The organism is Mesorhizobium loti (assembly GCA_014189435.1).
GTDB classification, from domain to species: domain Bacteria; phylum Pseudomonadota; class Alphaproteobacteria; order Rhizobiales; family Rhizobiaceae; genus Mesorhizobium; species Mesorhizobium loti_G.
The window spans coordinates 3,854,278-3,866,894 of the sequence record CP050293.1; the positions used below are offsets into that span (position 1 = coordinate 3,854,278).

The 12,617-nt window shown below is 61.2% G+C and carries 12 protein-coding genes; 2 read left to right on the top strand and 10 right to left on the bottom strand.

Annotated elements, in window-relative coordinates; genetic code table 11:
- Nucleotides 1-65: 65 nt before the first annotated feature.
- The 4 genes from HB777_18920 to HB777_18935 form a co-directional block, all read right to left on the bottom strand.
- Complete coding sequence (locus tag HB777_18920; GenBank protein ID QND65777.1) at nucleotides 66-1,091, bottom strand: NAD-dependent epimerase; 1,026 nt, start codon at nucleotides 1,089-1,091, stop codon at nucleotides 66-68.
- Nucleotides 1,091-2,365 carry a nucleotide sugar dehydrogenase gene (locus HB777_18925; protein ID QND65778.1) on the bottom strand — a complete coding sequence of 425 codons (1,275 nt, stop codon included), beginning with the start codon at nucleotides 2,363-2,365 and terminating at the stop codon, nucleotides 1,091-1,093. Before HB777_18925 ends, HB777_18920 begins: the two co-directional genes overlap by 1 nt.
- Nucleotides 2,366-2,408: 43 nt before the next feature.
- Complete coding sequence (locus HB777_18930) at nucleotides 2,409-3,722, bottom strand: polyprenyl glycosylphosphotransferase (GenBank protein QND68819.1); 1,314 nt, start codon at nucleotides 3,720-3,722, stop codon at nucleotides 2,409-2,411.
- 283 nt (nucleotides 3,723-4,005) lie between these two features.
- The gene (locus tag HB777_18935) at nucleotides 4,006-4,596 is read right to left on the bottom strand and encodes a biotin transporter BioY (GenBank protein ID QND65779.1); all 591 of its coding nucleotides are present in this window, start codon (nucleotides 4,594-4,596) and stop codon (nucleotides 4,006-4,008) included.
- 124 nt (nucleotides 4,597-4,720) lie between these two features.
- Between HB777_18935 and HB777_18940 the strand changes: the two genes are divergently transcribed.
- A complete protein-coding gene (locus HB777_18940; protein ID QND65780.1) occupies nucleotides 4,721-5,629 on the top strand; it encodes an MBL fold metallo-hydrolase in 909 nt (302 codons plus the stop codon).
- A 23-nt stretch (nucleotides 5,630-5,652) separates the two neighbouring features.
- On the opposite strand, the gene HB777_18945 is transcribed toward HB777_18940, so the two are convergent.
- The 5 genes from HB777_18945 to HB777_18965 are packed head-to-tail and all read right to left on the bottom strand — an operon-like array spanning nucleotide 5,653 to nucleotide 10,364.
- On the bottom strand, nucleotides 5,653-6,573 hold the full coding sequence (locus tag HB777_18945) for a 5'-methylthioadenosine phosphorylase (GenBank protein QND68820.1): 921 nt from the start codon (nucleotides 6,571-6,573) through the stop codon (nucleotides 5,653-5,655).
- 14 nt (nucleotides 6,574-6,587) lie between these two features.
- Nucleotides 6,588-7,379, bottom strand: a complete 792-nt coding sequence (locus tag HB777_18950; protein QND65781.1) for an ABC transporter permease — start codon at nucleotides 7,377-7,379, stop codon at nucleotides 6,588-6,590.
- Nucleotides 7,372-8,259 carry an ABC transporter permease gene (locus tag HB777_18955; GenBank protein ID QND65782.1) on the bottom strand — a complete coding sequence of 296 codons (888 nt, stop codon included), beginning with the start codon at nucleotides 8,257-8,259 and terminating at the stop codon, nucleotides 7,372-7,374. The genes HB777_18950 and HB777_18955 overlap by 8 nt, the downstream gene beginning before the upstream one ends.
- A complete protein-coding gene (locus HB777_18960; GenBank protein QND68821.1) occupies nucleotides 8,256-9,293 on the bottom strand; it encodes an ABC transporter ATP-binding protein in 1,038 nt (345 codons plus the stop codon). Before HB777_18960 ends, HB777_18955 begins: the two co-directional genes overlap by 4 nt.
- Nucleotides 9,294-9,320: 27 nt before the next feature.
- Complete coding sequence (locus tag HB777_18965) at nucleotides 9,321-10,364, bottom strand: ABC transporter substrate-binding protein (GenBank protein QND65783.1); 1,044 nt, start codon at nucleotides 10,362-10,364, stop codon at nucleotides 9,321-9,323.
- 212 nt (nucleotides 10,365-10,576) lie between these two features.
- Between HB777_18965 and HB777_18970 the strand changes: the two genes are divergently transcribed.
- Complete coding sequence (locus HB777_18970; protein ID QND65784.1) at nucleotides 10,577-11,575, top strand: substrate-binding domain-containing protein; 999 nt, start codon at nucleotides 10,577-10,579, stop codon at nucleotides 11,573-11,575.
- A gap of 70 nt (nucleotides 11,576-11,645) precedes the next feature.
- Here the strand turns inward: HB777_18970 and HB777_18975 are convergent, their stop codons facing one another.
- The gene (locus HB777_18975) at nucleotides 11,646-12,431 is read right to left on the bottom strand and encodes a DUF1499 domain-containing protein (protein ID QND65785.1); all 786 of its coding nucleotides are present in this window, start codon (nucleotides 12,429-12,431) and stop codon (nucleotides 11,646-11,648) included.
- Nucleotides 12,432-12,617: the final 186 nt, after the last annotated feature.

Below are 12,617 nucleotides of genomic sequence, written 5' to 3' on the forward strand. Positions count from 1 at the left end.
ATTCCATCTCCTCCTGGTTGCGTGGCATGGAACAGGGCTAAGCGCGGATCAGCCGGGAGACAGGCTTATCCCCGTCCAAAATACGCCTGGTACCACTCGACAAATCGCGCGACGCCCTCAGTCACCGTCGTCGTCGGACGGTAGCCGACCGCCCGCTCCAGCGCCGACGTGTCGGCAAAGGTATCGGGCACGTCACCAGGCTGCAGCGGCAGCAGTTCGACGATGGCTTTCCGGCCCAGCGCTTTTTCCAGCGCCTCGACATAGGCAGTCAGCTTCACCGGGTTGTTGTTGCCGATGTTGAAGATGCGCCAGGGGGCGCTGCTCGAGGCCGGATCCGGCCGGCTGGAGTCCCAGGCGGCATTGCCCGTGGCCGGGCTGTCGCTGGCTCGCACGACGCCTTCGGCGATGTCCTCGACATAGGTGAAGTCGCGCGTGTGGTTGCCGTTGTTGAACAGCTTGATCGGCTCGCCGGCAAGGATGTTCCTGGTGAACAGGAACAGCGCCATGTCCGGGCGCCCCCAAGGGCCATACACGGTGAAAAAGCGCAGCCCAGTCGTCGGCAGCCCGAACAAATGGCTGTAGCTGTGCGCCATCAGTTCGTTGGCGCGCTTGGTCGCGGCGTAGAACTGCAGCGGATGGTCGGCCGGCCGGTGCTCGGAAAACGGCATGTCGGTGTTGGCGCCGTAGACACTGGACGTACTGGCATAGGTCAGGTGCGCAACGGCGCTGTTGCGGCAGGCCTCGAGCATGTTGGTGTAGGCGATGATGTTGCTTTCGACATAGGCGCGCGGGTTTTCCAGGCTGTAGCGAACCCCGGCCTGGGCGGCGAGATGGATAACCCGGTCGAATGCGTGGTCGCCAAAGCAGCCGTCGACAACGCTTCTTTCCGCGAGATTGCCGCGGATGAAATGATAGCCCGCATTGGTCCTGCGGCTCGCCTCCTCCAGCAGCCGCAGCCTCGCCTCCTTGATCTGCGGATCGTAGTAGCTGTTGACGTTGTCGATGCCGACAACCTCGTCGCCGCGCTCCAGCAGCCGCTTCGATACGTGATAGCCTATGAAGCCGGCAGCGCCGGTGACCAGAACCTTCATCAGAAGCGCCCATCCGTGACATGCTTGGGGAACAGACCCTTGATGTCGTAGATGACGCCCGGGGTCTTGCAAAGCGCCTGCAGGCCGTCGACGCCCAGCGCGCGGAACTGCCTGTGGCCGACGGCCACGATGACGCCGTCATAGCGCTGGTCGGGAATGTCCTTCATGCTGGCAATACCGAAGGCGCGCGCGCATTCCTGCGCGTCGACCCAGGGGTCCCAGATGTCGATGCCGGCATTGTATTCCTTAAGCTGGGCGACGATATCGGCGACCTTGGAATTTCTCAGGTCCGGGCAGTTTTCCTTGAAAGCTGCGCCCATCACCAGAATCCGGCTGCCGACGACAGGTATCCCCTTGCGCATCATCAGGCGAGCCGTCTGATCCGCCGCGTGCCGACCCATGCCGTCATTGATGCGGCGGCCGGCAAGAATCACCTCAGGATGATAGCCGAGTTCCTGGGCCTTGTGGGTGAGATAGTAGGGATCGACGCCAATGCAGTGACCGCCGACAAGACCCGGAGTGAAGCGCAGGAAATTCCATTTGGTGCCGGCGGCTTCCAGCACTTCGGACGTGTCGATGCCCAGCTTGCCGAAGATCAGCGACAGCTCGTTCATCAGCGCGATGTTGAGGTCCCGCTGGGTGTTCTCGATGACCTTGGCCGCTTCGGCGACCGCAATGCTCGAAGTACGGTGCGTACCCGCCGGGACGATCGAGGCATAGAGCGCATCGATGGCTTCGGCCGCTTCCGGCGTGGAGCCGCTGGTGACCTTGACGATGGTTTGCAGCCGATGCTCGCGGTCGCCCGGATTGATGCGCTCGGGACTGTAGCCGAGGAAGAACCCCTCATTGTAACGCAGGCCCGAATGTTTCTCGATCAGCGGCGCGCACACCTCTTCCGTGCAGCCGGGATAGACGGTCGATTCGAAGATCACCACCGCGCCCGGAGAGATGGCCTCACCGACCAATGTCGATGCCATGATCAGCGGTTTCAGATCCGGCCGGTTGGCCCTGTCGATCGGCGTCGGAACCGTGACGATGAAAATCCCGCAATCGCGCAGATCGGCCTTGTCGGTGGTGAGCCTCAGCCGCGTAGCAGCATTGATCTCATCGCTGCTGGCTTCCAGCGTATGGTCCTCGCCACGCCTCAGCGCATCCACCCTCGACTGGCTGATGTCGAACCCGACGACATCCCTGGTGGCGCCGAAGGCAACCGCCAGCGGCAGGCCGACATAGCCAAGCCCGATGATTGCTATCTTCCTGGAGGCGAGATCCATCTGCTTCCTACGCTTGCTATTCCAGAGTCACGCTTCGCTTTGGCTATCGGGCGCCAAAGCCGGTAAGCATCGTTTTCATCGTCTTGAGAGTTATCAAAACATCCAGCCAAGGCGAAAAGTTCTTTATGTAATAAAAATCGTAGTGCAATTTTTCCATAACGTCATCGACGGCAGCCACATGCCCTTGATTTACTTGCGCCCAACCACTTATGCCTGGCCTGACGATGTGCCTGTAGCGATAGAATGGCAGCTCAGCCTCGTACCACTGTGACAGCACGACAGCTTCCGGTCGCGGTCCGATCCAACTCATTTCGCCACGCAGGATGTTGATGACCTGCGGCAGTTCGTCGATCCTGAATTTTCGAAGGAAACGACCAACGCGGGTGATGCGATCGTCGTCGCGCTTGGTTATCGCCCTCTCCTTGTCACTGCCGGCGCCCGCCTGCTGCCGCATCGAGCGAAACTTGTAGACCGTGCAGATCACGCCCCGGTAGCCCATGCGTTGCTGCCGAAACAGCACCGGACCCTCGGAGTCCAATCGGATCAGCAGCGCTATCAGCGCCAGAACAGGGGAAAAAACGACAATCAAGACAAGCGCGGAAACCCAGTCGGCTGCCTGCTTGATCTTGAGATAGGCCTGGTTCGGATTGAGCGAACCAAGCGTGTTTTCCGACAGATGCTCGATCTCGACCCGACCCGTCAGCGACTCTCTGACTTGCTTGACGTGGTATACGGGCGTTCCCGAAAGGGCCCGATCCGCGATATATCGTTCCCACTCCGCGCCAAGATCGGCACGCAGATCAACGACCACGCCGCTGGCTTTCTCGATGATGGTGTTGGTCGACTTGATCCAGAACCAGTGCACCCCTGGCAGCGCCTTGAGGCGGTCGACATCCCCGCCGGGAATCACGACGAGCCGGTGTGGGTCGAGGCGCCGCGTCAACAGGCTCAGGCCGAAATACCAGAGCGTGGACTGCGTGAAGCTGGCGGCGGCCTGAAACCGGCTGTACTCGAAACGGAAAAAGAAAATGGTCAGGAAAACGGCCCCGTAGGACAGGGCAAATGTCGGCAAGATGTAACTGGCCGCGGCCACGCCCGGGAAGTTTCCGATGCGGCGATAGGAGAGGAAGCCCGCAAGATGCGCAATCGCCGCGGCGGTTACCGTCACCTGAAGGTTGGCCGAATAGATAAACTCAGGATTGAAGGCTATCCGGATAATCGCCGGCGCAAAAATCGCGAATGTCAGTCCGCCAAGCAGCTGAAATCGGATTCTGAACAGGAAATGCCGGCTTCCGACAATAGTTGACGCTGCGACATTCAACGCCTTGCCCTTCCCCCGAAGTGCCGTGCAGGCGATGGGCCATTTGCGATGATGCGCTTGGCTTGCCCATTCGTTTGCAAGGCGAATCAGGCATCTCGCCTTCGGCGATTCGACACAGTCGAAGACCAAGGGCTACGACAGTGCGGCTGCACCAGCAAGCACCTATTTCACGTCAACGGTTGGCGGAAGTTTTGATCAACAGCATTGTTTGATTCTGTAGAAAAGCCGGCCCTGATAGGCCGGCTTACTGGACATCACCATTGAAATATCGGCACGCCTTCGGCTACATCGACGCCGAGCGGTTGGCCCTGCTCGCGCTTCAGCCGCGCTTCAGCAGCGTCCACACAGCCGGCACCAGGCTTGCCGCGAGCGCCACCTTGATCAGGTCACCGACGATGAACGGCACGACGCCGAACTGCCACGACTTTTCCGGGCCGATCAGCAGCGCCAGCCAGGCGAAGCCCATCGCCATCATGATGACTTCGGCAACCAGCATGGCGTTGAAAAGCTTGATCGGATGGCGATCCCAGCCGCGATCGGCGGCCCAGCCGACGATTGCCGCCATGACCACGAAGCCGGCGAGATAACCGCCGGTCGAGCCGAGCATGTAGGCAATGCCGATGCCCTTTTCAGGGGTGCTCTGGAAGACCGGGAAGCCCATGGCGCCCTCCGCCATGTAGAGCAGCAGGGTGGCGACGCCGAGACGCATGCCGAAGGCGGCGGCGATCAGCATGACGGCCAGCGTCTGCATCGAAATGTCGACCGGCCCGAGCATCACCTTGGTCTTGGCCGACAGGGTCAGCACCAGCGTTCCGGCGATCGCCAGGAAAAGCTGCGTTGCCAGCCGCGCCGCGGCATTTTGCGGCAAAGCCAGAGAAACAAGCGGACGCATCGTAGTTGCAATTGCCATGGTATTTCCCCATTCCGATTACCGCTATCTGATGTTCGCGGCCTCACATCCTCCTATATTGGCTTGCGTGTTATGCGGCAATCGGTTTTGCCGTTTCCTGAAACAAGGCACCGATGCATCCGCCATGGCACTCAAATTCGATACCGGCTTCGACCCCCTTTATGGCCAGGGGGTAAGCGTCGCACCCGATATCCAGCGCATCACGGCTCGCAATCCGAGCCCCTTCACCTTTCACGGCACCAACAGCTACATCGTTGGCCGCGATACGCTGGCGGTGATCGATCCAGGGCCGAATGACGAGGCGCATCTGCAGACCCTGCTCGACGTGATCGCGGGCCGGCCGGTCAGCCATATCTTCGTCAGCCACACGCACCGTGACCACTCCCCGCTGGCGGCCCGGCTGAAGGAGCGCACCGGCGCCGCCGTGCTGGCAGAGGGGCCGCACCGGCCGGCAAGGCCTTTGCATATCGGCGAGACCAATGCGCTCGACGCCAGCGCTGACATGGCTTTCGTCCCCGATATCGTCCTGCCGGACGACGAGGTGGTCGACGGCGACGGCTGGTCGATCAGGACGGTTCTGACCCCGGGCCACACCGCCAATCATGCGGCCTTCGCGCTGGAAGGAACCGGCATCCTGTTTTCCGCCGATCATGTCATGGCTTGGGCAACCTCCGTCGTCGCCCCGCCGGATGGGGCGATGGCCGACTACATGGCCTCGCTGGACCGGCTGATCGAACGCGGGGATCGCCTGCTGCTGCCCGGACATGGCGGGCCGGTGACGGCACCGCGCGCTTTCATGCGCGGACTGAAGACGCATCGCAAAATGCGCGAGCGCGCCATCCTAGAGCGGGTCAGAGAGGGCGACCGGACGATCGTGGACATGGTCAAGGCGATCTACAGGGACACCGACCCGCGGCTGCATGGCGCCGCCGGATTGTCGGTGCTTGCCCATCTCGAGGATCTGGTGGCGCGCGGCATGGTATCGACAGAGGCCGCCCCGGCCATCGACGGAGTTTTCACACCTTCTGGCTAACCCCACGAGCACTGCCTGATGCCTCAAAAGCGGCTGGAGCGCTCTTCCGGTTGAGGCGACTTCAAACCGTGGCAGGAGCATTCCGGATTGACCGGAAGCCGTGCCGCAGTCTCCAGCGCGACCCGTGAGGCCGTCATGGAGAGGCTCGGCAACACGTCCTCCTGCAGCAATTTCTGGCGATTGCGGTCCATGTAATCGTTGAATCCGGCGGTTACGAATGCCAAGGGCACGAAGCATGCACCGATCTCGCGCGACAAGGTCGCCTCTGGGGCGATCGAATGGTTGAGCACATCCGCCCCCATGCTTCGAAACGCCAGAGCTTCGGCGGGAGTTGTCAGTCGCGGCCCGTAACAGTGGGCAGCGACCAACTGTTGTTCGATGCCATGGACGCGGCATTCGGCAGGCCAATGGCGCCGGGCGGTCTCGGCCAACAATGCCGCACATCTGGGACATACGATCTGCTTGCCCGAGCAGTCGAAGCTCTGGCGGCCAGGCAGCAGTGAAAACGGGGTCTGCGACAGTTCGATGATATCGGCGTTCACCACCATGTCTCCGGGCTGGATCGCCTTGTTGACAGCGCCGATGGTTGAGCAGGCCAGAACTTGCCTTACACCCGCCTGCATCAAGACCCAGAACGCGCGGCGATGGCAGGAATGGTCGATATGGTCGCGCGGATTGCCGTGCGAATACATGCACAAGGCACGTTTCGCTTTGCCTTCGGCTGTAATCGATGCATCGAACTCGAGAAGCTTCCAGTTGTCGGAACGACCGAAAGGCGTTTCAAAACTCATGTCGCGCCGCAAGGTGCGCACGCCCTCGAATTCGACATCTTCCGGGAAGGCAAGCCCCCAGTTTGCCGAGCCGGTGATGATGGCCAACCCTACCTGAGGTATGTCCGTTGATTGATCCGCCGGACCATCGGCTGCGTGATGATTTGTAGGCATGTTTCCAGTCTCGGTCAGGATTTTTGGCGAAGGGTCACAATCAGGACCACGGCCACGACGATGACGGTCCACAATGTCGAGATCGCCGCAATGGTCGGATCGATCTGATCGCGCAGCGACAGGAACATAAGCTTCGGCAACGTGCTGTTTTGACCGCTGGCGACGAAGATCGAAATCACGGACTCGTCGAGCGAAGTCAGGAACGCCATCAGTGTCGCCGACAACAGACTGATCTGAAGTTGCGGGACAATTATTCCGCCAATGGCTCTCGCCCAGTTTGCGCCGAGGCTGCGCGCCGCCTGAACCTGGTTCCAGTCAAAGCGGGCCAGAGCGGGCAACAGCACAATGCACGCGACCGGAATGGCCAGCACCACATGCCCGACCAGTACACCGAACAGCGTTCCGACCAGACGTTGCGCCGCCAGAACAAAGAACAGACCGATCGCCAGCAGGATGCCCGGCACGATGGACGGGGTGAGCAGAACGCCCTGAATGGCTACGGCGGCTTTTCCGCCGAGCCTGTTCATCGAGATGCAGGCCAGCAGCCCCAGGGGCACAGCGATCATCGCCGTCAATGTCCCGAGGATCAGGCTCGTCCTGAGTGCGGCCATCCATGTCGCCGAGCCGAAGAAAGCCTCGTACCAGCGCAACGAGTATGCGCGTGGTGGGAACTCGAGAAGATTGGACGACGAAAAGGAGAGTGGGACGACGACCAGCGTCGGCAGCATCAGGAACGCCATTACGAGCGCGCAAAAGCTCCACAGGAGGATGCGGGCCAGCCTGTTGTCTGGATAGGCTTCAAGCATGGGCTGTACCGACTTTGTGCCCTGCAATCAGCCGCCGCGCCGCCAGGAACATCACACCGATCAGCGCCATGAGAACGAGCAGCAGAATACCAAGGACGCTCGCCGACCCCCAATCCTGAAAGGTCGACAGCGTGCGCTCGATCCGGATGGAGAGAGGATTTACCTTGCCGCCGCCAAGCACCGCTGGCGTGATGAAGAAACCTATCGTGTAGATGAAGACGATGATCGAACCCGAGAAGATGCCGCCGGCAGAAAGAGGTAGAATGACCGTGCGGATCGTTTGCCCGAGAGTGGCGCCCATGCTCGCTGACGCGCGGACGAGGTTTGCGTCGATATCGCGCATCGCGGCATAAACGGGCAGCAGGAAGAGCGGCAGCATGTAGTGAACCATGCCGATGAGCGTTCCGGTGAAGTTGTAGACCAGCGGCAATGGCTCCGTTGTAAGGCCTGAGCCGGTCAAAGCCGCGTTGATCAAGCCATCGCGCCGCAACAGCACGAGCCAGCCATAGGTGCGCACCAGAATGGAAGTCCACAACGGCAGCATGACGAAGGCCATCAGCAAATTGGCCGCTCTTGGTCTGGCGCTGGCCAGGGCGAGCGCCAGGGGGGTGCCGAGAAGAATGCAGAACGCCAGCGTCCCAAAGGACAGCTCAACGGTTGTCACGAGTGCCGACCATGTCAGTCCGCTCGAAAGCACCTTCTCGTAGTTGCCGACGGTGTACTCGCCCCCCGTGGTCAGGAAGGATTGCCGGATGATCCATAAGATTGGCAGTATCGCCGCCAACCCAACGATGAACAGTGCAGGCAGTGAAAGCGAGAGGAAGAAGTGCCGCTCGCGTCGAGCGTCTGCCGCGAGCGCAATATCTGCGATGACGGTCATGCTCCTGCTCCGGGTATCGCGTGAGCTTTCGCTGCTGGTGCGTATGCGGTCACCCGCTGACCTGTGGCAAGCTCCGCGCATCCGCTGGCCAGTGCTGCCGGAATGCAGACAAGGATATCTTGCCCGCCGTCAAGCGCCAGCGTCAAAAGCCAGTTCTCGCCGCGAAACGCCTTGGCGCGCAGCGTTCCCTCAAGCGCCACCCCGTCTCGCCCGACGAGCTTCGCATCAAGATGGAAGCTTTCCGCGCGGATCATCAGAGCTTCGGGTGACGCATCGGCGCCGTCTATTCTGCGCACCGCGCCTGGGGCCACGATGTTGGCCTCACCCATGAACTCGGCGACGAAGCGGGTGGATGGACGATCATAGATCCGCTGTGGCGTGTCGATCTGCTGAATGCGGCCGGAATTCATCACTGCAACCCGGTCTGACATAATCAGTGCTTCACGCTGGTCATGGGTCACGTAGATTGTGGTGATCCCAAGATCATCATGCAGACGCCGGATCTCGTACTGCATGGTTTCGCGCAGATTCTTGTCGAGCGCCGATAGCGGCTCGTCCATCAGCATCACGCGTGGCTCGAAGACGATCGCCCGCGCCAACGCTACCCGCTGGCGCTGTCCGCCGGACAATGCGGCAATGTCGCGCTCTGCCAGACCGTCCAGCTTCACGCGGGCCAAGGCGTCAAGCGCCCGCTGACGGGCCTCCGCTTTCGGCACCTTGCGCAGCGCCAACGGATACTCCACATTTGCCAGGACGTTCATGTGAGGGAACAAGGCGTAGTTCTGGAACACTATGCCGATGTCCCGCTTGTTGGGGGCCAGGCGGGTGATGTCCCGATCGTCCAACAAGAGCCTACCGGAATCGGGCCGGACAAACCCGGCCAGAGTCATGAGCAGCGTGGTCTTGCCGGATCCGGATGGCCCGAGCAGCGTGAGGAATTCGCCAGCCTGAATGTCGAGCGAGACATCGTCCAGCGCGACGTACGACCCATAGGTCTTGCGCACGCTGTCGATGGTGATCGGGAGCGACTTCATCATGTGCTTCAGCTTCGTAGCTGAGACTCAGCGGTTCATCATTTCATCGAAGGCCTTTTGGGCGGCCTCGCCGTTCTTGACCCACCAGTCCGCATTCGAGAACACCGAAGTGCCGGCATTTTCAGGCGCGGTCGCCAGGGTCTTCAGACGGTCCCCGGGAATAAGGCCACCCTCATAGCCGGCAGGATTGACCGGGCCATAGGCGATGAAGTCGGTCAGCTTCGCCACGCGCGCGGGCTGTGTCATCGCCGCGATGAGCTTCATGGCTGCTTCCTTGTTCGGCGCTCCCTTCGGCACCGCCAGGCAGTCCGTGCCGATGACCGAACCCTTGAACGTGTAGTCAACCGTGCCGCCATCGGCTTTCACGGTCTGCGCCCGGCCGTTCCAGGTAACGACCAGATCCGCCTCGCCGTCTTTCAGCAACTGAGCCGACTGCGCTCCCGAGGTCCACCAGACCGAGACATTCGGTTTGATCGCTTCAAGCCGCTTGATGGCACGCTCCAAGCCGTCCGCCGTGCTGAGCGTGGGATAGACGTCCGCCGGCGCCACGCCATCGGAGAGCAGCGCGATTTCGATCAGGTCCTGCGCATTGGCGCGCAGGGCGCGACGGCCCGGAAATTTGGCAACATCCCAGAACTCGGCCCAGGTCTTCGGCGGATTCTCGCCATAGGTCTTGGTGTTCCACGACATGACGGTGCCATAGGAGTCGAACGGATAGCAGTAGTCGGACTTCGCGCCAGCGGGCACGGAGTTGGGATCGATGATCTTGTAGTCGAGCGGCTCCAGCAGCGACTGCGCGGCAGCCTGCGCGCCTTCCGGCGAGCCGAGATGGATGATGTCGGTGGTGATCGCACCCGAAGTGACCTGCATCTTCAGCGCGGCCAGGCCGTCGCTTTGCGTCTCCTCGCGGACATCAAAGCCGAGCTCTTTTGCAGCGGGGGCCCACATGGCCTCCTTAATGGCGTTGCCATAGTCGCCGCCCGCGGTGGTGATGGTGACTGTCTGGGCATAGACGGGCAAGGCAGCCGAGACCGCGATCGCTGCCAGGGAAATGCGTAGTAAACGGGACATAGTTTCTCCTCCTCCAGATTCATCAAAACGCCAATAAGATCGGCTTTTTGTTAATCGTAACGTTACGATTGCTGAAAACAATCCGCGAGTCAAGCTGGTGCCAGGCAGGTTCGTTCGGTTCGGTGAGCCTGGGTTTGACCCTCGGATCGAATCCGGTAACGTTGCGATGCCCAGCAAGATCAGCCGGCGCTCTCGCAAATGAGTCGGGCGATATGGCCAATCTAAAACAGATCGCGGCGGAACTTTCCCTTTCGGTGACCACGGTGTCCCGTGCTCTGAAGGATGGGCCGGAAGTGCTGCCCTCGACCATAGCCCGCGTCAAGGAGGCGGCGAAGCGGGTCGGCTATGTCCCAAATCATCATGGTCGCGCGCTGAAAACCGGACGAACCCTGACGCTGACGGCAGTGCTCCCAATGGAGACACGCGACTACCTTTCCGATCTGTTGAAGCTTCCTTTGATCGAAGGCATGACGCTGGCGGCGCGGCAGGCGGGTTATAGTCTGTCCATCTATTCCACCACGCCCGACGACGATCCAGTCGAGAGCGTGCAGCGGCAGCTTCAGGCGCGCAGCACAGACGGACTGATCATCACGCGCCTGGTGTCGGCTGATCCGCGCGTCAAGCTGCTGCTGGACGAACGCATGCCATTCGTCGCGTTTGGAAGAACCGATCTGGATACCGCGTATCCTTATGTCGATATCGACAATGAACAGATTGCCTACGAGGCGACCCGACGGCTCATGGACAAGGGCTGTCGACGCATTGCGCTGCAACTTCTCGTTCCGAAGGATCAGGCGAGCGCCATGCGTCTTTCTGGGTATGGAAGGGCAATGGCCGAGGCCGGTATTCCGATCGACCAATCGCTGATCGGTCATGGCATGTTCACCATGGAATCGAGCGCGGCCTGGTTCGATCGCCTGCTGGCGTCGTCAGATCCGCCGACGGGTCTGGCGTGCGCCAACGAACTGGGCCTTCTGGGAGCGTTACACGCTCTCGGCAAGCGGGGTCTTGAGCCTGGCCGTGACGTCCACATCGTCACTCGTGACAGCACGCGGCTTGCACGCTTCCTGCCGGCGAAGATTGGAGTTCATTTTGTGGACATGGCGAGTGTCGGACGCAAACTTGTCGAGGTTCTGGAGAGCCGGATCGCCAATCCGCAGGGGCCGGTGGCGACGATCTTGCTGCAGGGTAGATATGAGCCTGCCGAATAAGTCCCTTGGCAGACTCAAGCCGCATTTCCGCGGCGCGGGCAAATCCGCCTGGACGCAGACCGTCTGCACATCACTCGGTCGGGGCCGCGCCGACCTGGCCGGCAACCTCCTGGTCGAGTTCCGCCAGGAAATCGGTGATGCGCGCGGCATTGTCGCCGAGGTCGGAGCGGCCGTATCGCGAAGCTGACCGCATATCGACGATGACCGTATCGCCATCGTCGGTCACGCGGATCGCCACATCGGCGGGAAGGCCGAGCACAAAGCCCTTGGCGACCGCGGTGATGGTCACGTCGCTTTGCCCGGCGAGGTCGGGATAGGGTTCCGAGAGATCCCAGTTGCGCCGGTCGAGGACGGTTTCAACGGCATTGACGACAGTCTCGAACGGCAGGTCGTAGCTGCGTGCGCTGACCAGCGGATAGCTGTCGGTCTGCAGCCTCTGTTCGCCAGGCGTCGACGGGGAGAGCACGTTCATGTCCTTGGTCCGGTCGCTCACGTCGAGTGCCGGCGGTTCGTCGAAATCCGTCGAGATATCCCTGAGCGGCGGATAGATCGTCGCCCAGTAGGCGGCAACGCCATAGGGCGCGAGCACCAGCAGTGCCAAGAGCGCGCCGACCGTCAGGTCGCGACCGCCGCGGTCGCCGAAGTTCCACAGCCGCGAAAAGGCGAACCCGGCAAACAACAGCGCCAGAGCCGCCAGCAGCGCGACGATGCCCAGCACCCACAGGAAGACCGGCGTTTCGACGAGATCGAAGCGATGGCCGACGAAGACCGTCAGCAGCAGCACCAACGAAAAAGCGGCCGTGCGGCGCGACCATCCGGCCGCCTTCGACGTTTGCCGTTCGGGAATACTAACCATTGTTTTCTGTGCTGCCCCAACCCGAACGGACACTTAGAGCAGTTCACCGTTTCACGGAAACGGCGAACCGTTCTAACTCTTTGTTTTGACGCAATTCCCAAGGGAAAGCGCTAAGCGCTTTTCCCGGGAAAACCGTTTCACACTTTTCCTGGAATTGCTCTAGTGCCTTTTTGCGATGGCATGAAG